This window comes from Streptomyces sp. AgN23 (genome assembly GCF_001598115.1).
Classification (GTDB): Bacteria; Actinomycetota; Actinomycetes; order Streptomycetales; family Streptomycetaceae; genus Streptomyces; species Streptomyces antimycoticus.
The window spans coordinates 1334498-1359370 of the sequence record NZ_CP007153.1 but is presented as its reverse complement, the minus strand read 5'-3'; the positions used below and the strand labels follow the sequence as shown (position 1 = coordinate 1359370).

The following is a 24873-nucleotide window of genomic DNA, read 5'->3' as shown; positions in this document are numbered from 1 at the left end:
GGGGGATCGGGTGCGTCATACCGGGATGTCCGTGCCGTTTCGTACGTTGTCGGTGCGACCGCCTACTCTGTGCGACGTGACATCTCCACCCCCGGGGGCCGCCGCGCCCCAGCTCAACACCGCTGAAGGGGCTGCCCGGCCGGCCCCGGGCCCGGCCGCCGACGAGGGCCTGGCCCGGCGGCTGCGCGCGCTCGCCTGCACCGCGCCGCTGCACGACCTCGACGCGCGCAAGGCCAACCTGGCGGGGGAGTACGGGGTGTACGCGATGGCGGAGGTCGCCCTCGCCGCCATCGACCTCGTCACGCTCCACATGGACTTCGACACCGGCGCCGACCACGAGCAGATAGTGGCCAGGCTGCTGCCCCGCGTCGCGGCCCAGGCCCCCGGGCGCCCCGCCGCCGAGCACGACCGGGTCGCCCGCTGGGTGCTGGAGAACCTGATCAACGTCGGCAGTGTGGACCGTGGCTTCCGTGCCGTTTACGGCACCTTCGGGCCCGATGGGGTCTATGTCCGCAGGGACTATGACTTCAAGCTGATCGAAGAGGTGCCCGGCCCCGGCGGCAGCGTCTATCTGCGCACCACCGACGAGGCGGTCAACGTCCTGGTCGGCGCGCTGGACACGGATGTCACCAGCGCCCAGATCGCCGCCGAGGTCAAGCTGGAGGTCCTCATCAGCCGGGGCCGGCTCGCCGATGCCCAACTCGCCGCCGAGCAGGCCCGCTACCGCACCGTGCAGTACTCGGAGACGCTGCGCCGCACCCTCGACGCCACCCGGCGCAACGTCCGCGCCGTCGACTGGCTGAGCACCGTCCCCGAGCTGATCAGCGAGGCGCTCGACCACGTCGCCGACCGCTACCGCCATGAGAACGCGATCCTCACCAACATCCGTAAGGCGCGCGACGAGGCGGAGAGCGCCGAGCACAAGCGGCGCGCCGCCGAGCTCGTGGACATCGTCAAGGACTGCATCCGGCGCCACACCCAGCTCCAGTCCCGGCTGCTGGAGGCCGGTCCGCTGTTCCGCGCCGAGCAGGACCGCCAAGCCTTCGCACCCCCCGCCCCGCGCTCCGGATACGACCTGTACGGCCAGCTGCTGGCACCCGTCCTCCCGCTGCCCCTCGACCGCGCGGGCCGGGTCACCGACGCGTTCTTCGCCCGCGGCACCGGCCTGCGCACCCCGACCTCGGTGCGCATGGGCGACCTGGTCGAGATGCTGCTCACCCCGCCCGTGGAGCGAGAGCACCTCGGCGCCGAGATGCCCGAGCCGGACCTCATCGCCACCCCCGACGACAGCCGCTTCAGCGAGGAGCAGCTGGCGGTGGCCATGGAGCTGCTCGAGCTGCCCGCCGACGCCCCCCGCCGGCTGTCCGGGCTGCTCGCCGACGCCCGCCGCCGCGACCCCGAACTGCCCTATCTGATCGCCCTCCTCGCCGTCCACGCCGCCAGCCCCCCGGTCGGCACCGCCTACCGCCAGGGCGAGCAGCGGCTGCTGTTCGCCGTGGACGACGGCACCGAGCTGGACGACCCCGAGTTCGGCGGCGCCGACCTGATAGTGGGTACCGCCCTGCTGGACGCGGCCGGTATGGCGGCCGACCGGGCGGAGGTGGCCTGATGGCCATGACCAGTGAAGACGCCCCGCGCGAGGAGGTTCAGCCGTGACCGAGTACGACATCGACGACATCACAACCCCGGACGCGGCACCCGCCCCGGCGCCCGGGATCACGCCCGCCGACGCGGCCGACGCCGCACGGCTGGTGGCCTTCGGACTCCAGCCCAAGCTGCTCCCCGCGCGGGACGTCGAATACGCCGAGCTGCTGCGCCGCCATCGCGATGAACCGGCCTTCGCGCGCCTCGCCGACGCCGTCGCCGCCGGGCTCGGGCTCATCGTGCTGGAGGTCTCGACCCGCGCCGGAATGGCCGTGACCGCCGCCGAGGACTCCGTCTTCGCCGTCCGCATGGGCGACTACGCGCGCCGGGCCGCCACCGACTCCGCCGACCGCTTTCTGCACGGCCTCGCCCATCTCGCCGTCGCCGCCCTGGCGTTCCCCCGCCCCGAGGACCTCGCCGACGACGGCTACATCGGCCGGGTCACCGTCAACGGCGTCGACTCCTTCGTCCGCCAGGCGTGCCGTCGGCTGGAGGAGCGTGCCGAGGAGCAGGGGGAGAACACCGACCCCGCCACCGGCGCGCCCGGGCTGGAATCCGCCTGGCGGGTGTACGCCCGGCGCAGCGCCACCGGCGCCACCAAGGACGCGCGCAGGCTCGCCGGTTCCACCACCGGCATCGTCGGCAAGGCCCTCGCCTTCCTGGTCGACTCCGGCTTTCTGCAGCGCACCGGGGACGAGTCGGGCGGCACCTACCGGACCACCGCCCGCTATCAGCTCCAGGTGCGTGACATGGCGGCCACCGCCGCCATGGCCGAGCTGCTGGAGCTCGGTGTCGTCCCCGTCAGCGACGGCAGCGCGACCCTGCTGCCCCCCGACGAGGGCGACGACCTCGATCTGGTGGCCGACGCCGGTCTCCCCTTCCACTCCTGAACCCCGCCCCGTCCCCGCCCGCCCGACATCACCACCCCTTCCGACAACGAGAGTCCGCCGCCATGTACGAGCTGTCCCGGATCCGCCTCTACTCCATCGGGCCGGCCGGTGCGCGTTACGCCGACACCGTGCTGGACCTGCGCGGAGTCGGCGAGCCGGTGCCCAGCCCCGCGCCCGCCCAGGCGGAGTTCTTCGAGGAGGAGCCGGTTGGCCCGCCGCGCCGCCCCGCCCCCGCCGGTGTGCTCTTCCTGGAGAACGGCGGCGGCAAGTCCGTCCTGCTCAAGCTGATCTTCTCGGTGATGCTGCCCGGCCATCGCAACACCCTGGGCGGCGCCAGCTCCGGTGTGCTGCGCAAGTTCCTGCTCGCCGACGACTGCGGGCATGTCGCGCTGGAGTGGCAGCACACCGTCACCGGTGAGACCGTCGTCGTGGGCAAGGTGAGCGAATGGCGCGGCCGTCAGGTCTCCAACGACCCGCGGAAGTTCGCCGAGGCGTGGTACTCCTTCCGGCCCGGCCCCGGAATGAGCCTGGACTCGCTGCCGGTCGCCGAGTCCGCGGCGGTGCGCCCCTCCGTCGAGGGGGCCTCCACCGCACGCGGCCGCCGCCGCACCATGAAGGGCTTCCGTGACGCCCTTACGGAGGCCGGCAAGGCGTATCCGCATCTCGACGTGGTCTGGGTGGAGATCCACGAGCGCTGGAACGAACACCTCGGCGAGCTCGGCCTCGACCCCGAACTCTTCCGCTACCAGCGGGAGATGAACGCCGACGAGGGCGAGGCGGCCGGGCTCTTCGCGGTCAAGAACGATTCCGACTTCACCGACCTCCTGCTGCGCGCCGTCACCGACACCCGCGACACCGACGGGCTCGCCGACCTCGTCCACGGCTTCGCCCACAAGCTGGGCCGCCGCGCCGAGCTGACCGCCGAGCGCGACTTCACCGCCGGTTCGCTCGATCTGCTCCAGCGCATCGCGGAGGCCGCCGAGCGGCGTGAGCAGGCCCGCGGCGTGCACGCGGGCGCCGAGCGCCGCACCCGTGCGCTCGCCCGGCGGTTGTCCGCACGCGGCGCGGAGGAGCGGGCGCGCGCCGCCGAGCTCGCCGAGCGGGTCGGCTCCGCCGCCCAGGCCGTCACCGACGCCGAGGCAGCCCGCAGCCGCAGCGACCTCGTCGCCGCCGAACTCGCCTACCGCCACGCCTCCTTGGCGCTCGCCGCCGCCGAGAAGGGCGCCGCGGCGCAGCGCCGCGAGCTCAACGACGCCCGCACCCTGCACTCCGCCTGGCAGGCCGCCGAGACGGTGCTGCGCCACCGCGCCGCCGCCGACCGCTCCGCGCGCGTGGCCGCCGCCATCCGCGAGGCCGAGCGGGACGCGGCCCCCGCGCTCGCCGCCCGCGCCAAGGCCGCCGGCGACCTCGTCCGCGCCCTGCACGCCGCGGCGGCGGACGGAGAGCGGGTCGCGGGCGAGGAGGAGGAGCGCTCCGCCGCCCTCCAGGAGGCCGGCGAGGCCGCCCACCGCGACGCCACCTCCGCCGCCACGGCGGCCCAGCGCGCCCGCAGCGACGCCGAGCATCTGCGCCAGCGGCTCGCCGAGGTCGAGCAGGAGACCGCCGAGGCCGTCCGCGCCGGCTGGCTCGACGACTCCGCCCCCGACGCCGACCCGGCCCGCGCCGCCCTCGCCGCGAGCGACGCGGAGAAGACCACGGTCGCCGCCTTCGACGAGGCCCGCGAGACCGCCCGGCGCGCCGCCGACCACGCGAAGTCGGCCGCCGCCGAGGAGGCCCGCGCCGACCTGGCCGCGGCGCGAGCGGTGGACGCGGCGAGGGCCGCGGAGTCCGCGTACGACGCGGAGCGGCGCGCCGCGGAGGCGCTGGGCGCGGAGCAGCGCCTGATCGAACTGCTGGGCCTGCCGCAGCCCACCGCCGCCGTCCCCGCCCCGCGCGCCGCCGCCCGCCCCTCGGCGGCGGAGGCGCGCGCGGCGAGCGGGGTGACGGTGCGCATTCCGGGCGCGGACGCCGTGGGCCGGCGGGGCGCCCGCGCCCTGCCGACCGACTCCGACCGGGCCGGGTGGATCACCGTTCGCGTGGACGAGGAGGACGCGGACGACATCGGCCTCTCCCAACTCCCCGCCGCCTTCCGCGCCTCCACCCGCACGATCCCCCTGGACGCCGAGTCCGCGCCCCCCGACCACGCCTACGCCTTCGAGGAGTCACCTACCGATACCGGCACCCGCGAACACGATGCCGCCTCCGTTGGCGGCCGGTGGGCGGACCCCGAATCGGTGACTGAGGCCGAGGAGACGTATTCCGCTCCGCACGGAACGGCCCTTGGCGAGGACACGGAGGCGGGTCCGGGGGAGGGCCATTGGCGTCGTCCGCTCGCGGCGGAGTCGCGGCCCGCGGGGCGGGTGACGGTGCGGATCGACGAGGTCGAGGACGCCCCGTGTCCGGACGGCCCGCGCGGCGGCGCCCGGGCCGTGGCGGCGGCCGACTCCCGGCCGCCCGGGGAGGTATCGGCTCGGGTCGGGGACGGCGACGACGGTCGGGCCGAGTCGGAGGCCGCTGCCGACGTCGTCCACGCCGAACCCGACCCCGGCACCGACGACCCCAACGTCACCACGAGCACCGGCCCCACCGACGACTCCGATTGCTGGACCCCCGAACCCGGCAGCGCCCCCGGCCGGGACCGCGGCGACCGTTCCCGCCCCGCCCAGCGGCCCCTCGGCGACGGGCCGCTGACCGCCGAGGAGTTGGACCGCAACGCCGAGGCGCTGCGTGAGCTCCTCGAGGAGAGCGTGGCCTCCGCCGAGCGGCAGCTCTTCGAGCTGCGGACCGCCGCCGCCGACGACGCGCGGATCCTGGGCGCGCTCGGTGACGGAGGGCTGCTGCCGCCCAGCCCCGATGTGCTGGCGGCCGTCGAATACCTCGGCGAGCACGGCATCCCCGCCCTCCCCGGCTGGCGTTACCTCGCCCAGGCCGTGGACCCCGCCGACCACGCCGCCGTGCTCGCGGCCCGCCCCGAGCTGGTGGACGGCGTCGTCATCACCGACCCCGACACCCACGCCCGCGCCCGTGCGGCCCTCGGCCAGGCGTCGCTGCTGCCGCGGTCCGCCGTGGCCGTCGGGACGTCCGCCGCGCTGCTCGCGCCGACGCCCGCCCCCGGCACCGAGGACAGCGGGGTCTTCCTCGTGCCGCCGAACCCGGCGATGCACGACGAGCGTGCCGCCGACGACGAGCGGCGCGAGCTGCGGGCCCGCGCCACCGAGCGGGACGAGGAGATCAGGGCGCTCGCCGCCCGGCTGGCCGGGGACCGGGCGCTGTCCGCGCGGCTCGCCTCCTGGCGCACCGGCTGCCCGCCCGGGCGGCTCGCGGAGCTCGCGGCGGCGGCGGAGACCGGCCGGGAGACCGCCGACACGGCGCAGCGCGAGCTGGTGGAGGCGCGTACGGTACGGGCGGAGGCCGACGAGGCCGCCACCGAGGCCGCCCGCGTCCGGGACGAGCGCCAGGAGGCGGCGCAGCGGGCCCGCCGGGTGGCGGACGCGCTGGCCGGTCTGGCGTACCGGTTGCGGGAGCGCGCCACCTGGCAGACCCGGCTGCGCGAACTGGCCGAGGAAGCCGCCGAGTACGAGGAGCGCGCCGCGAGCTGCGTGGACCGGGCCCGCTCCGCCGACGAGGACCGGCGCGCCGCCCAGCGCGCGGCCGACGACGCGCACCGTACCGCCCGCGCCCTGCGCGCCGAGCGGGCGGAGATCGCCGGCGCCCCCGACGACCCCGGCGAGGACGCCGAGCCGCCCACCGCCTCGCTGCCCGCGCTCCGCGAGGCGTACCGCGCCGCCTCCCAGGTCTACGAGAAGGTCGGCGTCGGCGCCGATCTGCGCGCCGAACAGGCCCGCGCCGAAAGCGACGAGAGCGCCGCCCTCGCCTCCCTCGACCGGCTCACCAACAAGGTCCGCACCCGCGCCGCCCAGCTCCTGGAGGGCACCGACGGCGCCGACGGACCTTCCCGGCAGGCCGCCGCAGCCCGCGCCGAATCGCTCGTCCAGATGCTGGAGGGCCGTGCGTCGGCGGCGAGCGAGCAGCTCGGGCGGCTGCGCGGCGAGGCCGAGCGGCTCGCCCCCGCCGACGGCGACGCCCACACCGAGCTGCCGGAGGAGACGGTCCCGGCCGACGCCGAGCAGGCGAAGGAGCTGCTGCGCACCGCCAACGGCGAACTGGCCGCCCGTACGGACGCCCTGGACACCGCCCGTACCGCCCACGCCGACCTGGTGCGCTCCCACCGCTCCGCCGAGGACGCGGCGGGCGGCTTCGACGAGACCGCGGCCCTGCTGCGGGATCTGCTGCGCGAGGGCCCCGGCGCGGAGGACGACGGCGAGCGGCCCGAGCCGTACGCCGGCGATCTCGCCGAGGCCCGTCAGGCCGCCGCCGAGACCCGCCGCTCACTGCGCGGCTGCGCCGCCGATCTGTCGGGGGCCGAGTCGGCGGTGCGGGAGGCCGGCGACGTGCTGGTGCGGCACGCCAACTCCACCCGCTACGAGCAGGTGCGCACCCCCGCCCGCCAGCAGATCCGCGAACTCCCCGCGGCCGCGCTGCCCGAGCACGCCGCCGCCTGGGCCGACGCGTTCGCGCCCCGGCTGCGCGTGCTCACCGACGAGCTGGAGCAGCTGGAGCGCAACCGCGACTCCATCGTGGACCGGCTGCGCGGCCTGGTCGAGTCCTGCCTGGCCACCCTGCGCTCGGCGCAGCGGCTCTCCCGGCTCCCGGAGGGGCTCGGCGAGTGGTCGGGGCAGGAGTTCCTGCGGATCCGCTTCGAGGACCCCGACCAGGCCACGCTCGCCGAGCGGCTCGGCGAGGTGATCGACGAGGCGACCCGCTCCGCCGTCCGGAAGAACTCCGATCTGCGGCGGGACGGCATGTCGCTGCTGCTGCGCGGGGTCCACGCCGCGCTCCAGCCCCGTGGGGTGGCCGTCGAGATCCTCAAGCCGGACGCGGTGCTGCGGGCCGAGCGGGTGCCGGTGGGACAGATGGGCGATGTGTTCTCCGGCGGCCAGCTGCTGACCGCCGCCATCGCGCTGTACTGCACGATGGCGGCCCTGCGCAGCAACGACCGGGGCCGCGACAAGCACCGCCACGCGGGCACCCTCTTCCTCGACAACCCCATCGGCCGCGCCAACGCCACCTATCTGCTCGAGCTTCAGCGGGCCGTCGCGGACGCGCTCGGGGTCCAGCTCCTCTATACGACGGGGCTGTTCGACACCACGGCGCTGGCCGAGTTCCCGCTGGTGATCCGGTTGCGCAACGACGCGGATCTGCGGGCCGGGCTGAAGTACATCAGTGTCGAGGAGCATCTGCGGCCCGGCCTGCCGGCCCCGGAGCCGGAGGAGGAGCAGCAGGTGCACGGCCAGATCACCGCGACACGGATGTACCGCCGCCCCGAGACGGGCGCGGATGCGCCCGCCGAGGCGGCGGACCGGCCGTGAGCCCGGCGGGCTACCCCTGACCGCTGTTCACCGTCTGCGTGGTGGTCGCCGAGGAGGTCGCGTAGTTGACGTCGCCGTTGTAGTTGGCGGTGACGGTGTGCGTCCCCTTCTGCAGCGGGTTGAACGTCGCGGAGGCGGTGCCGTTCACCAGTGTCACCACCTGGGGGGTGCGCTCGGCGCGGGCAATGTCCTTGACCGGCACCCGAATGGCGCAGCACGGCCCTCACCGCCTCGCCGCGCCGCCCCGGGCCCGGGCTCGGGGCGGATTCACCGGTCAGGCGAACCAACCCTGCGGCCGTGGCCGCGTGTTGCGCCAGATGTGCTTGGCCTCCCGGTACTCCGCGAGCCCGCAGGGCCCCAGCTCCCGTCCGCTCCCCGACTGTTTGAACCCGCCCCACTCCGCCTGCGGCAGATAGGGGTGGTAGTCGTTGATCCATACGGTGCCCAGCCGCAACAGGGAGGCCACCCGCTGCGCCCGCCCCTCGTCGCCGGACCATACGGCCCCGGCGAGCCCGTACACGGTGTCGTTGGCCAGCCGCACCGCCTCGTCCTCACCGGCGAAACGTTCCACCGTGAGCACCGGCCCGAAGGACTCGTCGGCCAGCACCGACATACCGCTGTGGCAGCGGTCGAGGACGGTCGGCAGAAAGTAGTAGCCGCCGGCCAGGGCCGGATCCTCCGGCCGGGCGCCGCCGCAGCGCAGCCGGGCGCCCTCCGCGAGCCCTGTCGCCACATACGCCTCGACCTTGGCCCGGTGCGCGGCCGAGATCAGCGGGCCGGTCTGGGCCCGCTCGTCGAACGGCCCGCCCAGCCGGATCCCGCGGGCACGGCGCACGACCTCCTCGACGAAGGCGTCGTGCACGGGGTCCTCCACCAGCAGCCGGGCCCCGGCCGAGCAGACCTGCCCGGAGTGGAGGAAGACCGCGGTGAGCGCGTAGTCCACGGCCGTTTCGAAGTCCGCGTCGGCGAAGACGATATTGGGGTTCTTGCCGCCCAGCTCCAGCGAGGTCCGCTTGACCGTGCCCGAGGCGGCGGCCATGATCCGGCGCCCGGTCCGCAGGCCCCCGGTGAAGGACACCATGTCCACATCGGGGTTGTCGGTGAGCGGGGCCCCGGCCTCGGCGCCCGGGCCGAGCACCAGATTGGCCACCCCGTCCGGCAGCCCGGCCTCCGCCAGCAGCCGCATCAGGGCGATCGCCGTGCTGGGGGTCAGCTCACTGGGCTTCAGCACGAAGGTGTTGCCCGCGGCGAGCGCGGGCGCGACCTTCCACGATGTCTGCAGCAGCGGATAGTTCCACGGGGTGATCAGCGCGCAGACCCCGACCGGTTCATAGGCCACCCGGCTGACGGTGTGCTCGGTGCCGGTGTCCACGACCCGGTCCGCCTCGGTGCGCACCAGCTGCCCGTAGTAGCGGAAGCACGCCACCACACCGTCGATGTCCAGCTCGCTCTCGGCCAGCCGCTTCCCGGTGTCCAGCGATTCGGCGCGGGCGAGCCCGGCCTTGTCGCGCTCCACCAGATCGGCGACGCGCAACAGCAGATCGCCGCGCGCCTCGACCGGGGTTCGGGGCCAGGGCCCCTGGTCGAACGCCTGCCGGGCGGCGGCCACCGCCTCGGCCGCGTCCTTGCCGCCGCCCTCGTCGACGACCGCCACCAGCGATCCGTCGGCCGGGCAGCGGATCTCACGGGTGCGTTCGTCGATCGCTTCGGTCCACTGGCCACCGATGAACAGGTCCGTCACGGGCGTTCCTCCGAGTCGGGGGCCGGGACATGGTCGGTCACCCATCGGTGAAAGGCGCCGATGTGGTGCTCGCTGGGGACCAGCACCCCGCCGTCGCGGTAGGCGCGGGAGTCCATGGCGGGCTGGGTGCGCTCACAGGCGTCGAAGTCCTGGGCGTTGACCCGGTGGAACAGCTCCACCGACTTCGACAGATCCTGCTCGGACGCCACCACTTCGGGTGAGTAGAGCCAGTCGCATTCGACCAGTGTGCGATCGGGGGCGACCGGAAACATCCGGTGCATGATCACGTGGTCGGGGACCAGGTTGAGGAAGACCTGCGGCCGTACCGTGATCGCGTAGTAGCGGCGGTCCTGTTCCTCGGCGATCCCGGCGATGCGGCCGAACCCTTCGCTGCCGTCCACCGTGAACCCCTGGGCCTCCTCGGCGAATTCGGCGCCGTGCCCGACGAAGTACTGCGCCGCCAGGCCGTCGGCGAACTCCGGCAGCACATCGGTGAGTTCGGGATGGATCGTCGCGCAGTGGTAGCACTCCATGAAGTTCTCGACGATCAGCTTCCAGTTGGCCCGGACGTCATAGGAGATCCGACGGCCCAGCGCCAGCCCCGCCACGTCGTAGCGCTCCACGGATGCCGCGTCGCCGAGCCGGTCGGCCACCGCCCCGATGACCGTCTCCTCGAACGATGGTGGCTCCTCGGCCAGGCAGACCCAGACGTAGCCGAGCCATTCGCGAAGCCGCACCGGCACCAGTCCGCGCTCGACCCGGTCGATATCGGGCATCTTCTGAAGGTTGGGGGCGGCGGTGAGCCTGCCGTCCAGATCGTAGGTCCAGGCGTGGTACGGGCACTGCAGCGAGCGCCGCACCGTCCCGGACTCCTCGGTGCAGAGCCGGGCGCCGCGGTGCCGGCAGATGTTGAGGAACGCCCGCAGCTCACCCCGCCGGTTGCGGGTGATCAGCACGTTCTCCCGGCCGATCTGCACGGTGCGGAACGCACCCGGCCGGTCCAGATCGGCCCCGCGTACCGCGCAGAACCACATGGCCTCGAACAGGTGCTCCTGCTCCCGCCGGAAGACCCCGGGAGCGGTGTACCAGTGGCCGGGGAGAGTGGCGAGCAGACTGGGGGTCGTGGCGGCGGGGGACTCGGGAGCCACAGTCATGGGGTTCTCCTCAGGCGGGTGCGGCGATCAGCCGGCGGGGTCGAAGAGTTCGAGGGGTGGGCGGCGGCAGGGCCCATGCCGCCGGGGCCCGGGACGATCACAGCGTGGATGGGGGCCATCAGGGGTCCTCCAAGCGGTCGATTCCCGCGCTCGCGGACGCTTTCGGCACGCGCTCTCGGCACGCGCTCGCGTCAGCGGCGGATACGCTCCATGCGCGGGTCGAAGAGGGGCTCGGCGGCGACGGTCGCGGGGACCTTCTCGCCGAAGTACTCGATATGGACCGGAGTGCCGGGCACGGCGGCAGCGGCGGGCAGCCAGGCGTAGGCGACGGTCCGGCCGATGGTGTAGCCGTAGGACGCGCTGGTCACATAGCCGGCCGGGACGCCATCGGCGTACACCGGCTCCTTGCCCATGACGACCGCGGCCGGGTCGTCCAGGGTGAGGCAGGTCAGCCTGCGCGCCGCCGTCTCCGCGCCGCGGCCCTCGAGCGCCGCGCGCCCGACGAAATCGCCCTTGTCCATCCGGACGGCGAAGCCGACCCCGGCCTCGTAGGGGTCGTGCTCGGTGGTCATGTCATGGCCCCAGGCGCGATAGCCCTTCTCCAGCCGCAGGCTGTTGAAGGCCGAGCGCCCGGCGGCGATCACACCGTGGCGCTGTCCCGCTTCCCACAGGGTGTCCCACAGCCGCAGCCCCATATCGGCGGTGGTGTACAGCTCCCAGCCGAGCTCGCCGACGTAGGACAGCCGCATCGCGGTCACCGGGACATGGCCGATATACGTCCGCCGGGCCTTGAAGTAGCCGAACGCCTCATGCGAGAAGTCGTCCCGGGTCAGCGGCTGGACCAGATCCCGGGCGAGTGGGCCCCACACGCCGATGCAGCAGGTGCCGGGCGTGATGTCGGCGATATGGACTCCCCCAGTCTTCGACCGGGAGGTGCCCCCTTCGGATGCGTGGCGCAGCAGCCAGTCCAGGTCCAGTCCGCCGTTGGCACCGACCTGGAAGTGGCGCTCCGACAGCCGGGCGACGGTGAGATCGCTGCGGATGCCCCCGGCCTCGTCCAGCAGCAGGGTGTAGGTGACCGCACCGGGCTTCTTCGCCAGCTGATTGGTGGTCATGTGCTGCAGGAAGTCCAGCGCCCCGGGTCCGGTGACCGTCAGCCGCTTGAGCGGGGTCATGTCGTACAGCGCGACCCGCTCCCGGGTGGCCCTGGCCTCGGCGGCGGCGATGGGCGACCAGTAGCGGGCCGACCAGGCGTCGCGCGGGGGCAGGTCGATGGACTCGGCGAGCGGGGCGTTCGCCTCGTACCAGTGCGGCCGCTCCCAGCCCGCGGCCTCCAGGAAGTAACCGCCCAGCTCCCGCTGCCGGACGTGGAAGGGGCTGACCCGCAGTGGACGCGGCTGCTCCATCGGCTGCAGCGGATGGATGACGTCATAGACCTCGACAAAGTTCCGGGCCCCGCGCTCGGCGACGTAGGCAGGGGAGCGTTGCGCGTCCTCGAAGCGGTACAGATCGCATTCATGGACGTCCATGCCCGGCCGCCCGTCCGTCATCCACTCGGCCACGGCCCGGGCGACGCCCGCGGAGTGGGTCACCCACACCGCCTCGGCCAGCCAGAAGCCGCGCACCTCGCGGGACTCGCCGATGACCGGCATACCGTCGGGGGTGAAGGAGAAGACGCCGTTGAAGCCCTCCTCGACCTGGCTCGCGCCGAGCGCGGGGAGCAGCTCGACGCTGTCCGCCCAGCTGGGGGCGAAGTCCTCGGCGGTGAACGGCAGCGAGGACGGCATCACCGGGGCCTCGTCGTACGCGGGCAGCCGCGCCGGGTCGACGGGGAGCGGGCGGTGGGCGTAGCTGCCGATGCCGATGCGGTCGGTGTGCTCGCGGAAGTAGAGGTCGCGGTCCTGGAACCGCAGGATCGGCTTGCTCGCCTCCGTACGGGGGTCGTTCACCCCCGCGAGCTCGGGCAGCGGCCCGGTCCTGGCGTACTGGTGGGCCAGCGGCTGCAGCGGGACGGGCACCCCCGCCATCGCGCCGATCAGCGGGCCCCAGAAGCCGGCGGCGGAGACCACGATGTCGGCGGGGAAGGTGCCCCGGTCGGTGACGACGGCGGTGACCCGGCCGCCCTCCCGCTCGATGGCGGTCACGGTGTGCCGGTCCAGGAAGCGGGCGCCGTGCGCGGTGGCCCGCTCCATCTGGGCGCGGGAGGCGAGCAGCGCACGGGCCAGCCCGTCGTCCGGGGTGTGGAAACCGCCCAGGATCCGGTCCGGGTCCAGCAGCGGCCACAGTTCGGCGCATTGGGCCGGGCCGAGCAGCTCGCCCCGTACGCCCCAGGAGGCCGCCAGCCCGGCCTTGCGGTGCAGATCGGCCCAGCGCTCCTCGCTGGTGGCGATCTCCAGGCCGCCCACCGGGTTGAAGCAGGACAGCCCGTCGACCTCGAGGGAGGAGAACTTCTCGACGGTGTAGGTGGCGAAGTCGGTCAGGGTCTTGGAGGGGCTAGTCCGGAAGACCAGGCCGGGGGCGTGCGAGGTCGAGCCGCCGGGGGCGAGCAGCGGGCCCTGCTCCAGGACGGTGACGTCCCGCAGGCCGCGGGCGGTCAGCTCATCGGCGAGTGAGCAGCCGACGATCCCGGCACCGACGATGACCACGCGCTCGTTGTGGGTGTTCACAGGACCACCACCGACCGCAGCACCTCGCCGCGCTGCATCTTGGCGAACGCGGTCTCGACCTCGTCCAGCGTGATCGTCTCGCTGACGAACGCGTCCAGATCCAGCTTGCGGCTGAGGTGGAGGTCGACCAGGACCGGGAAGTCGCGGCTGGGCAGGCAGTCGCCGTACCAGGACGACTTGAGCGCACCGCCCCGCGAGAACAGATCGATCAGCGGCAGATCGATGTGCATCTCCGGATCCGGCACCCCGACCTGCACCAGCACCCCGGCCAGGTCGCGCATGTAGAAGCCCTGGGCGTAGGTCTCGGGACGGCCCACCGCGTCGATGACCACATTCGCGCCGAAGCCCCCGGTCAGCTCGCGCACCGCCTCGACCGGGTCCGTACCACGGGAGTTGACGGTGTCGGTGGCGCCGAAGCGGGTCGCCGCGTCCAGCTTGGCGTCGTCGATGTCCACGGCGATCACCCGGCGCGCCCCGGACAGCGAGGCCCCGGCGATCGCGGCGTTGCCGACGCCGCCGCAGCCGATGACCGCGACCGTGTCGCCGTTGGACACCCCGCCGGTGTGCACGGCCGCGCCGTAGCCGGCCATCACCCCACAGCCGATCAGACCCGCCGCCTCGGGGCGTGCCGAGGGGTCGATCCTCACCGCCTGCCCCGCCGCGACCAGGGTCTTCTCGGCGAACGCGCCGATGCCCAGCGCCGGGTTGAGCGGGGTGCCGTCGGTCAGGGTCATCGGCTGGGCGGCGTTGCGGCTGTCGAAGCAGTACCACGGGCGGCCCCGGCGGCAGGAGCGGCAGCCGCCGCACGGCGCCCGCCAGGCCAGGACCACATAGTCACCGGGTGCGAGTCCGGTGACGCCGGGGCCCACGGCCTCGACCGTTCCGGCCGCCTCGTGCCCGAGCAGATACGGAAACGCGTCACCGATCGCGCCGTCCCGGTAGTGCAGGTCGGTGTGGCACACCCCGCACGCCTGGACTCCCACCAGCACCTCACCGGGGCCGGGTTCGGGCACGAGAACGGGGAGCACCTCCACGGGGGCGCCCTTTTTGACCGCGACGACGGCGCGGGCTTCTTGCGGCATGGCTCACTCCTCTGTTCTCCTGCGATCGCAGGGACCGGTGCACGGGAGCTGGCATGACTGCCTCGATGGAGGGTGAGGCCGAGGCCGTTTCAACGGCCGCCGGTTACCATCCAGTTGCGTATAGCGCGGCATGTTGCGCGATGAGAGACATCCTGAAAGTCGCCGCCCCGTGCGGTCAAGGGGTTCGCGAAAACCGCCTGTAAACCGGCGCTGACTGGGGGTTTCGCGTCGGTCACACGCTCCTCGGCGCCCCTGGCCACAGACGCGACGAGGGGGCCGGAGTCGTCCGGCCCCCTCGTCGGGTGGGTGGGGTGATGTGGTGGCTCAGCCGGGGAAGCCCATCCGCCGGGACAGCTCCTCGGCGGTCTTCACGGCGTACTCGGCCAGGTCGGGCAGCCGGCTCTGTGCCATCCGGTACGCCGGGCCCGAGACGCCGATCGCCCCGATGAGCGCGCCGTCGTGGCCGCGCACCGGCGCCGCCACCGCGTTCAGCCCGATCTCCAACTCCTCGCAGGAGTAGGCGTAGCCGCGCTCGGCCGCCGTCTCCAGCTGCTGCCGCAGCTCGGCGGAGGTGGTGATGGTGTGCTCGGTGAACCGCGGCAGCTTCCGTGTCACCAGCCGCTCCCGGCGTTCGCCCGACAGATGTGCGAGCAGCACCTTGCCGCTCGCGGTGGCGTGCAGCGCGGTGCGCCGTCCCAGCCAGTTGAAGGCGGTCACCGCCGCGGCGCCGCGCGCCTGCATGATGTTGACCGCCGCGTCCCCGTCCAGAACGGCGATATTGGCCGTCTCGCCGGTCTCGTCGGCCAGCGCCCGGCACACCGGGGCGCCCTCCTGTGAGATGTCCAGGCGGATGGCGGCGGCGCCGGCGAGTCTGAGCACCCCGGCGCCCAGGTAGTACTTCCCCCGGTCGCGTTCCTGCCCGACGAGTCCGCGGTTCTCCAGAACGCCGAGCAGCCGGAAGGCGGTCGACTTGTGGACCCCCAGCTCGTCGGCGATCTCGGTCACTCCGGCCTCGCCGAGCCTGGCAAGGATCTCCAGGACGCTCACCGCCCTGTCCACCGACTGCACTGCCCCGGCGGCCCCCCGCTTCTCCTCGGCCCGATCCTCGGTCGTGTTCGTCATGGGTCTGATCTCACCATCCGGTGGCCCTGCGTGGGGCCCCTCGGTCCGGGGAACTCTTGACGGCTGCCTTCCCGATCTGGATTCTGTTGCGCATCGCGCTTTTCAGTGCACTATCCACAACGCATGATACCGATCAACGTGAGGGGGGCCAATGATTCCCGTCTGCCGTATCGAGGACTTGCCGGAGGGTGAGTCGCTGCGTGTCGAGGCCGGCGACGCCACCGCGGCGATCGCGGTGTTCCACACCGACGGAGCGTTCTACGCCATCGATGACACCTGCAGCCATCAGGACGCCTCCCTCTCCGAAGGGTGGCTGGAGGGCTGCTACGTCGAATGCCCGCTGCACGCCGCGCTGTTCGATCTGCGGTCCGGCGAGCCGACCTGTCTGCCCGCCCGCAAGCCCGTACGGACCCACGCTGTCACGGTCGTGGACGGAATGCTGTATGTCCACCCCGTGGTGCGCACCGTTCCCGGCGAGCCCGTGCACGCGGCACCGGAAGAAGCGGTGGCATGACGACGCTCACCACGGTCACGGTGGTCGGGGCCTCGCTCGCGGGACTGCACGCGGCGCGCGGCCTGCGCTCCCTGGGATACGACGGGCGGCTGGTCGTCGTCGGGGAGGAGCGCCACCGCCCCTACGACCGCCCGCCGCTCTCCAAGGAGTTCCTGACCGGCGACGGTGACCCCGGCGAGGGGCCGGGCCGCCTCGCCCTGACCGACCCGGAGGAGGAGGCCGAGCTCGACGCCGAATGGCTGCTCGGCGTCCGGGCCGAGGCGCTGGACACCGCCGCCGGGGAGATCCGCCTCACCGGCGGCCGCGCCCTGCGCACCGACGGCGTCGTGATCGCCACCGGGGCCACCCCGAGGACGCTGCCCCTTCCGCGGCTGGACGGGGTGTACACCCTGCGCACCCTCGACGACGCGACCCGGCTGCGCGCCGCGCTGCGCGCGGGTGCCGCCCGGGTGGTGGTGGTCGGCGCGGGCTTCATCGGTGCCGAAGTGGCCTCCTCCTGTGCCGCCCTCGGGCTCGATGTCACCGTTGTGGAGGCCGCGCCGCTGCCGCTGGTGCCCCAACTGGGCGAGGAGATGGCCCGGGTGTGTGCCGGGCTGCACGGGCGGGGCGGGGCCGCTCTGCTGTGCGGCACCGGCGTCGAGGGCTTGCGCGGCAGCGGCCGGGTCACCGGTGTGGAGCTCACCGACGGGAAGGTGCTGCCCGCCGATGTGGTGGTCGTCGGCGTCGGGGTGCGTCCGGTCACCGGGTGGCTGGAAGGCTCCGGTCTGGCCCTGGACGACGGGGTGCGGTGCGACGCCGGCTGTGTCACCGCGCTGCCCAATGTCGTGGCCGTCGGGGATGTGGCCCGGCTGGACCGGCCGGGCACCGCGCGCACCGTCCGGGCCGAGCACTGGACCAGCGGAATGCTGCAGGGCGCCGTCGCCGCCCGCAATCTGCTCGCCGGGTCCACCGTCGAACCCTTCGAGGCGCTGCCCTACTTCTGGTCCGACCAGTACGGCGCCCGAATCCAGTACGCCGGGCGGCGCGCACCCGGCGACACCGTCCGGATCGTCGAGGGCGACCCGGCCGACGGCGGCGGCTTCCTCGCCGTCTACGAACGTGGCGGGATCTCCACCGCCGCCCTCGGCATCGACCGGCCCAGGCCCTTTATGCGGCTGCGCCGCGAGCTGGCCCGTGCTCCGCAGCCGGCCGGGAGGTGACCGGCTCCGCCTCACCGGCCCGGCGGCGCTGCCGGCGCATCTCCCGGGCCGTGCTGCTGGGCCGGGACACCACTCCGTACCGCTGGCGCCAGACCTGCCGGGTCACCCACACGTCCAGCACGCCCCAGGTCGCCACCACCGTGCTCGCCACCGTGGCGAGCACGGTGGGGAAGGCGGACCATGAGCCGGCCAGGGTGCACAGAAGGGCGACCATCGTCTGAACCAGCGTCACGGCGATGATGATGACGGCCCGCACCGCCGCGGCGCGGACGGGATCGGGCAGCCGCCGCCTGCGCGCCGGCTCCTCGGTCCACAACGGACGGGCCCCGTGTGCCGGGATGTCGCGATCCTTGTCCATCGCGTCCATGACGCTCCCACCCCTTTCCAAGGCTGCCCCGGTGCGGCCGAGTCAGATAGCGGGACTTGGGTTGTATGCCCCCCTAGTGTGCCCCTTTGGATCACGAATGGCACCGACCCGAGGTTCCCCTGGGGAGGGGAAAACCAGCCAACCGCGGCCGAATGGCCGCATGCGGTGCCCGCGAGAAGAGCCCCGAGCGCGGGGGGTAAGTCGGGGAATCGCCCGACAACTCCTGATCACGCAGTGTAAGGAGTTCCCTGCATCAAGTGGACATGCCTTCGATGTGTCCAACTGGCAGTAGTAGGCTCGCGCCGCTCGTTGTCGGAACTCGGAACACCGCCCCCGGAATCCGGGGTTGACGTTGGGGAGGCCATGCGCTTTCGCGGTAAGTCCATCCGCAGGAAGATCGTGGCGCTGTTGCTGGTGCCGCTCGTGTCGCTGACGGCGATATGGGCCTTCGCCACGGTGATCACCGGTCGCGAGGCGATCCAACTGCTGGACGCGGCCGACATCATCGACAAGGCGGGCCAGCCGGCCGAGGACGCGGTGCACGCCGTCCAGAAGGAACGCCGGCAGACGCTCATCCTGCTGGCCGATCCGCGGCAGTCGGACGCCCTGCCCGTGCTCCACTCCCTGCAGCGCAAAACCGACCAGGCCATCAACGAGCTACGGGCCGCCGAGTCGGACGGCGATATGCACGGCAAGATGAACGACGACTCCGAGGAACAGCTCGACAACATCCTCAAGGCCGCCGACGGGCTGGACAGCCTGCGCCGCAAGGTCGAGGACGACGGCATTTCCTCGACTCAGGCATATGAGTATTACAACAAGCTCGTCGACCTCTGCTACACCTTCCGCAGCTCCCTCCACGCGGTGCCCGACACCGACCTCGACAAACAGGGCCGCGCGCTGGTCGCCATGATCCGCGCCCGGGAGGCGCTCTCCCGCGAGGACGCGCTGTATCTCTCGGCGCTGACGGCGCGCAAGATGACGATGGCGGACCTCCAGGCGATGTCCGACCTCATCGCCGAGCGCACCCTGCTCTACGAGATCAACCTGCCGATCCTCCCCGACTCCGAGCAGAAGGTCTTCGCCGACTACCGGCGCACCAACGCCGCCCCCGCCGCCCTCCGGGTGGCCGAGGGCAAGGTGCTCTCCTCGATGGACCCCGCCACGGCCATCCGGGCCCTGGACCAGGAGCACTGGGAGGCCGCGGCCCACCCCGTCCTCAACGACTACGACCGGCTGGGCGACGAGGCCACCGACCGGCTCAAGAAGCGCATCGACCCGGTGGCCAGCAGCGTGTTGCTCAAGGCGGGGATCGCCGGCGTCCTCGGCCTGATCGCGCTCATCGTCTCCGTCTTCGTCTCGTTCCGGATCGGCCGCAGCCTGGTCCGCGATCTGTCCCGGCTGCGCAGGGAGGCCCAGGAGGTCTCCAGCGTCCGGCTGCCGAGCGTGATGCGGCGCCTCGGTGCGGGCGAGCAGATCGACGTGGAGACCGAGGCGCCCCGGCTGGACTACGGCCCCGATGAGATGGGCCAGGTGGGCCAGGCCCTCAACACCCTCCAGCGGGCCGCCGTCGAGGCGGCGGTCAAACAGGCCGAACTGCGCCAGGGCGTCTCCGAGGTCTTCGTCAACCTCGCCCGCCGCAGCCAGGTGCTGCTGCACCGTCAGCTCACCCTCCTGGACACCATGGAGCGGCGCACCGAGGACACCGACGAGCTCGCTGATCTGTTCCGCCTGGACCATATGACCACCCGTATGCGGCGGCACGCCGAGGGCCTAGTCATCCTCTCCGGCGCCGCTCCCTCCCGGCAGTGGCGCAAGCCGATCCAGCTGATGGACGTCGTGCGCGCCGCCGTCGCCGAGGTGGAGGACTACGAGCGGATCGAGGTCCGCCGGCTGCCCCGGATCGCGGCCGTCGGCCCGGCCGTCGGCGACCTCACCCACCTGATCGCCGAACTCCTGGAGAACGCGACCGTCTTCTCGCCGCCGCACACCGCCGTCCAGGTGCACGGCGAGCGGGTCGCCAAGGGCTTCACCCTGGAAATCCACGACCGCGGTCTGGGCATGACGCCGGACGCGCTGCTGGAGGCCAATCTCCGGCTCGCCGAGACCCCCGAGTTCCAGCTCTCCGACACCGACCGGCTCGGACTGTTCGTGGTCAGCCGGCTCGCCCAGCGGCAGGGGGTGCGGGTCTCGCTGCAGCCCTCCCCCTACGGCGGCACCACGGCCATCGTGCTCATCCCCTCCAACCTGCTCACCGACGAGGGCGGGCGGGGGGAGACCGATAACCGCGACAGCGGCGACCGGGCCACCGGCGGCCGCTTCGCCGACACCGCGCGCCGCGGCGTGGGCGACGTCCGGCTCGGGCCCGCGGACGAGGCCGAGCCGGCCTCGCAGCTCGCCTCCCTGACCTCATCCTCCGCACAGGAGGGTCACGACGGCGCCGACGAGGACGAGGAAGTGGGCGGGATCTTCCGGGCCCGCGGCCTGAAGGCGCGTCAGTCCACGCGCACCGGGCCCGCCCCGTCCACCGTGGAACAGCATCAGCAGACTCCGGACGGCCCGGACCCGGCACCGGGCGGCGGCCCCGCGCCGCTGCCCCGCCGTGTCCCGCCGGTACTGGTCGCCGACCACGGCCGACCGGTCGAGGGCACGTCCGGCGAACGGCACAGCCCTATCCAGGGCCCGGGACAGCCGTCCTGGGTCGACCGCTCCGAACGCCAGGACCAGCACCAGGACCAGGACCAGGACCAGGCCCAGGACCGAAGCCAGGGCCCGCGGCGCACGGGGCCGGAGCGCAAGGGACCGGAGCAGAGCCCGGTGCCGACCCAGCGGGCGGCCTCCGGCCTCCCCAAGCGGGTACGGCAGGCCAGCCTGGCCCCGCAGTTGAAGAACGACCCCGCACCTCCGGACGAGGCGGACCGAACCGCTGCCGAGATCGATCCCGAGCGCGAAGCCGAGCAGGCGAGGGCCACCATGGCCTCGCTCCAACGGGGTTGGCAGCGCGGTCGGCGGCAGTCGGCCACCGGATCCGGCGATGCGGGCACAGCACCGGGAACGACACATGAGGGGGACGGTCGATGACCGCATCGAACGCCGCAGCATCCAACGGCTCGCCGAACGGATCGGGCGAACTCAACTGGCTGCTCGATGAACTGGTCGGAAGAGTGGGCAGCATCCGCAAGGCGCTGGTGCTCTCCGGGGACGGGCTCGCCACCGGCGGCTCACGCGATCTGTCCCGGGAGGACGGTGAGCATCTGGCCGCCGTGGCCTCCGGCTTCCACAGCCTCGCCAAGGGCGTCGGCCGCCACTTCGACGTCGGCCGGGTCCGTCAGACCGTCGTCGAACTCGACGACGCCTTCCTGTTCGTCACCGCGGCGGGCGACGGCAGCTGTCTCGCCGTCCTCGCCGACGCCGACTCCGATGTGGGCCAGGTAGCATACGAGATGACGCTGCTGGTCAAGCGGGTGGGCGTACATCTGGGCTCGGCTCCGCGCTCCAGCGGGTGACGGAGGCCGGGGGAAGATGAGCGGAGACCCGGAAAGCGCCGCCCGGTGGTTCGACGACGCGGCGGGACCGGTGGTCAGACCTTATGCGATGACGCGGGGACGCACCCGCAGCGCCGCGGAGGAGAAGCTGGATCTGATCGCGGTCGTCGTCGCCGAGAGCGCGAACCACCGGACCGTCGCCGACCAGATGCTGTCCCCGGAGCACATCGACATCGTCGAGCTGAGCCGGGACAGTCCGCAGTCCGTCGCCGAACTGGCGGCGGAGCTCGACCTTCCGATCGGCGTGATCCGTGTGCTCATCGGCGATCTGCTCCACGCCGCACTCGTCCGAGTGTCGCGGCCCGTACCTCCGGCGGAACTGCCGGACGAGAGGATTCTGCGCGAGGTGATCAATGGGCTACGGGCACTCTGACCTGGTCCGCCCCCATATCGTCGAACCGGTCACGCTGAAGATACTGGTGGCGGGCGGCTTCGGGGTGGGCAAGACGACCCTGGTGGGGGCGGTCAGCGAGATCAGGCCGCTGCGCACCGAGGAGCTGCTCACCGAGGCGGGCCGGCCGGTCGACGACATCGCGGGGGTGGAGTCCAAGACGACCACCACCGTCGCCATGGACTTCGGGCGCATCACGCTCCGCGAGGACCTGGTGCTGTATCTCTTCGGCACACCGGGACAGGACCGCTTCTGGTTCCTGTGGGACGAGCTGGCCACCGGCGCGCTGGGCGCGGTGGTGCTGGCCGACACCCGCCGTCTCGAGGACTGCTTCGCCGCCATCGACTACTTCGAGCGGCGGGACATCGCCTTCACCGTGGCGGTCAACTGCTTCCAGGGCGCCGACCGCTATCCGGAGGACTCGGTGCGCGACGCGCTCGACCTCGACCCGGGCACCCCGGTCGTCCTGTGCGACGCCCGGGAGCGCGAGTCGGTCAAGCATGTGCTGATCTCGGTGGTCGAGCACGCGATGCTGGCCACCGCGCCGCAGGGCTGACCGCACGGCACGGCCCGTACCCCGCCGTCCGGGGTACGGGCCGCCGTTCGCGAGCGAGGGCACCGTACGCGGCTCAGGAGCCCTCGGCCGGCTGCCCTTCCTTGTGCCAGCCGAAGCTGCGCTCCACCGCCATGCGCCAGTTGCCGTACTCGCGCGTCCTCTCCTCCTCGGACATCCCCGGGGTCCACTCGGTGTCCCGCTTCCAGTGGGCCCGCAGCTCGTCGAGGTCCTGCCAGGCGCCGGTGGCCAGCCCCGCCGCGTACGCCGCGCCCAGACAGGTGGTCTCGGCGACCACCGGCCGGATCACCGGAACGCCCAGCACATCGGCCTGATGCTGCATCAGCAGGCCGTTCGCCGTCATTCCGCCGTCGACCTTGAGCGAGCTGATCCGCACCCCGGAGTCCTGGTACATCGCGTCGACCACCTCGCGCGTCTGCCAGCTGGTCGACTCCAGGACGGCACGGGCCAGATGTGCCTTGGTGACATAGCGGGTGAGGCCGGTGATCACACCACGGGCGTCCGAGCGCCAGTACGGGGCGAACAGACCCGAGAAGGCCGGGACGATATAGGCCCCGCCGTTGTCGTCCACGCTCGCGGCGAGCGGCTCGATCTCGTCGGCGGAGCGGATGATGCCCAGCTGATCGCGGAACCACTGCACCAGCGCCCCGGTGATCGCGATCGACCCCTCCAGACAGTAGACGGGCCGCTCACCGCCGAGCTGGTAGCCCATCGTGGTCAGCAGCCCGCTCTTGGACGGCACCGGGCGGTCACCGGTGTTCAGCAGCAGGAAGCTGCCGGTGCCGTAGGTGTTCTTGGCCTCGCCGACGCCGTAGCAGGTCTGGCCGAAGACTGCGGCCTGCTGATCGCCGAGCGCGGAGGCCACCGGCACACCGGCCAGTTGCCCGACCGCCGTGCCGTACACCTCGGCGGAGGAGCGGATCTCCGGGAGCATCGCCTCGGGCAGGCCCATGGCGGCCAGGATCGAGGTGTCCCACTGGAGGGTCCGCAGATCCATCAGCAGTGTGCGTCCGGCGTTGGTGACATCGGTGACGTGCACTCCGCCGTCGGTGCCGCCGGTGAGGTTCCAGATCAGCCAGGAGTCGATGGTGCCGAAGGCGATCTCGCCCAGCTCGGCACGGTGGCGCAGCCCGGGGACGTTGTCCAGCAGCCAGGCGGCCTTGGGCCCGGAGAAGTAGCTGGCGAGCGGCAGTCCGGTGGTGTCCCGGAAGCGGTCCTGCCCCACCTCGCCGCCGAGTTCGTCGCACAGGCCGGAGGTGCGGGTGTCCTGCCAGACGATCGCGTTGTGCACCGGCTTGCCGGTGCGGCGGTCCCACAGAACCGTCGTCTCGCGCTGGTTGGTGATGCCCAGCGCGGTCAGCTGGTCGGCCCGCAGCCCCGCCTTGGCCAGCGCACCGGCCACCACGGCCTGCACCTTGGCCCAGATCTCGGTGGCGTCGTGCTCGACCCAGCCGGGCTTGGGAAAGATCTGGCGGTGCTCGCGCTGGTCGACGGCGACGATGGCGCCGTCGCGGTCGAAGATGATGCAGCGGCTGGAGGTGGTGCCCTGGTCGATCGCGGCGACGTAGGTGTCCGTCGGATGCGGCATGGCGTCTCCTTCGGTCAGAAGGCTGCGTTGAAGACGAGACCCGCCAGCACGGCCCCGATCAGCGGGCCCACCACCGGGACCCAGGCATAACCCCAGTCCGAGGTGCCCTTGTTGGGGATGGGCAGCAGGGCGTGGGCGAGGCGGGGCCCGAGGTCGCGCGCCGGGTTGATGGCATAGCCGGTGGGCCCGCCCAGGGAGAGGCCGATGCCGACCACCAGGAACGCGACGAGCAGGACGGAGATGCCCGAGCCGAGGACCACGGTGCCGCCGCCCTCGGCGACCGGGCCGACCCCGATGCCGTCGACCTTGCCGAACGCGAGCAGCGGCAGCACCAGCGCGGCCGTCGCGATGGTCTCGGTGACGAGGTTGGCCACCGGATTCCGGATCTCCGGAACGGTGGAGAAGACCCCGAGCGTGGGAAGGGCGGTCTTCTCGTCCGCGTTGGCGGCGAACTGCGCGTAGTACAGCGCCCAGGCCAGCACCGCGCCGATGACGGCGCCGATCAGCTGCCCGAGGATGTAGAGCGGCACCTTGTCCCAGTCGCCGGTGTCCACGGCGACGCCCACGGTCACCGCCGGATTCAGATGGGCTCCGGACAGCGGGGCGGCGGTGTAGGCGCCGGCCATGACGCCGAAGCCCCAGCCGAAGGCGATGACGATCCACCCCGACGCCTTGGCCTTGGAGTGGTTCAGCGTGACGGCGGCACAGACGCCCGCCCCGAAGAGAATCAGTATCGCGGTGCCGATGACCTCACCGGTGAAGATGTCCCCATTGCTCATGTCGGCTCCTAGGACCTCGCCCGGGGCGGGTGGCCCCGGTCCTCCGTGCTGGGTCGTTTCGAGCGTGCGGGTGCATCGGAATCGCCCATGGGGGTGAACGTCAAGAGAGCCTGCGCGCGGCGACGCCGACTGACACCGCAGCAGTGTTC

General features: G+C 72.9%; 18 protein-coding genes. 9 read left to right on the top strand and 9 right to left on the bottom strand.

All coding sequences use genetic code 11. The features are described 5' to 3' along the window. Positions 1–76 precede the first annotated feature (76 nt). The 3 genes from AS97_RS05920 to AS97_RS05910 all read left to right on the top strand — a co-directional run bounded on the left by AS97_RS05920 (position 77) and on the right by AS97_RS05910 (position 8002). On the top strand, positions 77–1609 hold the full coding sequence (locus AS97_RS05920; RefSeq protein WP_059145450.1) for a hypothetical protein: 1533 nt from the start codon (positions 77–79) through the stop codon (positions 1607–1609). 58 nt (positions 1610–1667) lie between these two features. Further along, complete coding sequence (locus AS97_RS05915) at positions 1668–2534, top strand: hypothetical protein (RefSeq protein WP_247204774.1); 867 nt, start codon at positions 1668–1670, stop codon at positions 2532–2534. 62 nt (positions 2535–2596) lie between these two features. Further along, entirely contained in the window at positions 2597–8002 is a 5406-nt protein-coding gene (locus AS97_RS05910; RefSeq protein WP_210564449.1) for a hypothetical protein, read from the top strand. A 10-nt stretch (positions 8003–8012) separates the two neighbouring features. Here the strand turns inward: AS97_RS05910 and AS97_RS05905 are convergent, their stop codons facing one another. The 6 genes from AS97_RS05905 to AS97_RS05880 all read right to left on the bottom strand — a co-directional run bounded on the left by AS97_RS05905 (position 8013) and on the right by AS97_RS05880 (position 15767). Continuing rightward, a complete protein-coding gene (locus AS97_RS05905; RefSeq protein WP_236669458.1) occupies positions 8013–8204 on the bottom strand; it encodes an Ig-like domain-containing protein in 192 nt (63 codons plus the stop codon). A gap of 72 nt (positions 8205–8276) precedes the next feature. Continuing rightward, positions 8277–9743 (bottom strand): aldehyde dehydrogenase family protein, encoded by a 1467-nt coding sequence (locus AS97_RS05900; RefSeq protein ID WP_059145447.1) that lies wholly within the window; start codon positions 9741–9743, stop codon positions 8277–8279. Next, complete coding sequence (locus AS97_RS05895; protein ID WP_210564448.1) at positions 9740–10897, bottom strand: aromatic ring-hydroxylating dioxygenase subunit alpha; 1158 nt, start codon at positions 10895–10897, stop codon at positions 9740–9742. The genes AS97_RS05900 and AS97_RS05895 overlap by 4 nt, the downstream gene beginning before the upstream one ends. Before the next feature lie 191 nt (positions 10898–11088). Then, a complete protein-coding gene (locus AS97_RS05890; protein ID WP_086705566.1) occupies positions 11089–13563 on the bottom strand; it encodes an FAD-dependent oxidoreductase in 2475 nt (824 codons plus the stop codon). Beyond that, entirely contained in the window at positions 13560–14645 is a 1086-nt protein-coding gene (locus AS97_RS05885; RefSeq protein WP_059145444.1) for an S-(hydroxymethyl)mycothiol dehydrogenase, read from the bottom strand. The genes AS97_RS05890 and AS97_RS05885 overlap by 4 nt, the downstream gene beginning before the upstream one ends. A gap of 324 nt (positions 14646–14969) precedes the next feature. Beyond that, the gene (locus AS97_RS05880) at positions 14970–15767 is read right to left on the bottom strand and encodes an IclR family transcriptional regulator (protein WP_059145443.1); all 798 of its coding nucleotides are present in this window, start codon (positions 15765–15767) and stop codon (positions 14970–14972) included. Positions 15768–15918: 151 nt separating this feature from the next. Between AS97_RS05880 and AS97_RS05875 the strand changes: the two genes are divergently transcribed. Both AS97_RS05875 and AS97_RS05870 read left to right on the top strand, forming a co-directional pair. Next, complete coding sequence (locus tag AS97_RS05875; RefSeq protein WP_059145442.1) at positions 15919–16281, top strand: bifunctional 3-phenylpropionate/cinnamic acid dioxygenase ferredoxin subunit; 363 nt, start codon at positions 15919–15921, stop codon at positions 16279–16281. Next, complete coding sequence (locus AS97_RS05870) at positions 16278–17480, top strand: FAD/NAD(P)-binding oxidoreductase (protein ID WP_059145441.1); 1203 nt, start codon at positions 16278–16280, stop codon at positions 17478–17480. The genes AS97_RS05875 and AS97_RS05870 overlap by 4 nt, the downstream gene beginning before the upstream one ends. Here AS97_RS05870 and AS97_RS05865 read toward each other — a convergent pair. Then, positions 17428–17847 (bottom strand): hypothetical protein, encoded by a 420-nt coding sequence (locus tag AS97_RS05865; RefSeq protein ID WP_059145440.1) that lies wholly within the window; start codon positions 17845–17847, stop codon positions 17428–17430. The two genes, AS97_RS05870 and AS97_RS05865, sit on opposite strands and share 53 nt — an antisense overlap. A 363-nt stretch (positions 17848–18210) precedes the next feature. Here AS97_RS05865 and AS97_RS05860 point away from each other — a divergent pair, with 363 nt between their 5' ends. From AS97_RS05860 to AS97_RS05845, 4 genes are read left to right on the top strand one after another with little or no spacing between them, the layout of a single operon-like run. Beyond that, complete coding sequence (locus AS97_RS05860; RefSeq protein ID WP_210564447.1) at positions 18211–20928, top strand: nitrate- and nitrite sensing domain-containing protein; 2718 nt, start codon at positions 18211–18213, stop codon at positions 20926–20928. Next, on the top strand, positions 20925–21353 hold the full coding sequence (locus AS97_RS05855) for a roadblock/LC7 domain-containing protein (protein ID WP_059145438.1): 429 nt from the start codon (positions 20925–20927) through the stop codon (positions 21351–21353). The genes AS97_RS05860 and AS97_RS05855 overlap by 4 nt, the downstream gene beginning before the upstream one ends. 16 nt (positions 21354–21369) lie before the next feature. Then, positions 21370–21765, top strand: coding sequence for a DUF742 domain-containing protein (locus AS97_RS05850; RefSeq protein ID WP_059145437.1), 396 nt, complete (start codon positions 21370–21372; stop codon positions 21763–21765). Then, the gene (locus tag AS97_RS05845; RefSeq protein ID WP_059145436.1) at positions 21746–22339 is read left to right on the top strand and encodes an ATP/GTP-binding protein; all 594 of its coding nucleotides are present in this window, start codon (positions 21746–21748) and stop codon (positions 22337–22339) included. Before AS97_RS05850 ends, AS97_RS05845 begins: the two co-directional genes overlap by 20 nt. A gap of 73 nt (positions 22340–22412) precedes the next feature. Here the strand turns inward: AS97_RS05845 and glpK are convergent, their stop codons facing one another. Beyond that, complete coding sequence (gene glpK / locus AS97_RS05840; RefSeq protein ID WP_210564446.1) at positions 22413–23945, bottom strand: glycerol kinase GlpK; 1533 nt, start codon at positions 23943–23945, stop codon at positions 22413–22415. 14 nt (positions 23946–23959) lie between these two features. Continuing rightward, positions 23960–24724, bottom strand: coding sequence for an MIP/aquaporin family protein (locus tag AS97_RS05835; protein WP_059145434.1), 765 nt, complete (start codon positions 24722–24724; stop codon positions 23960–23962). Positions 24725–24873: the final 149 nt, after the last annotated feature.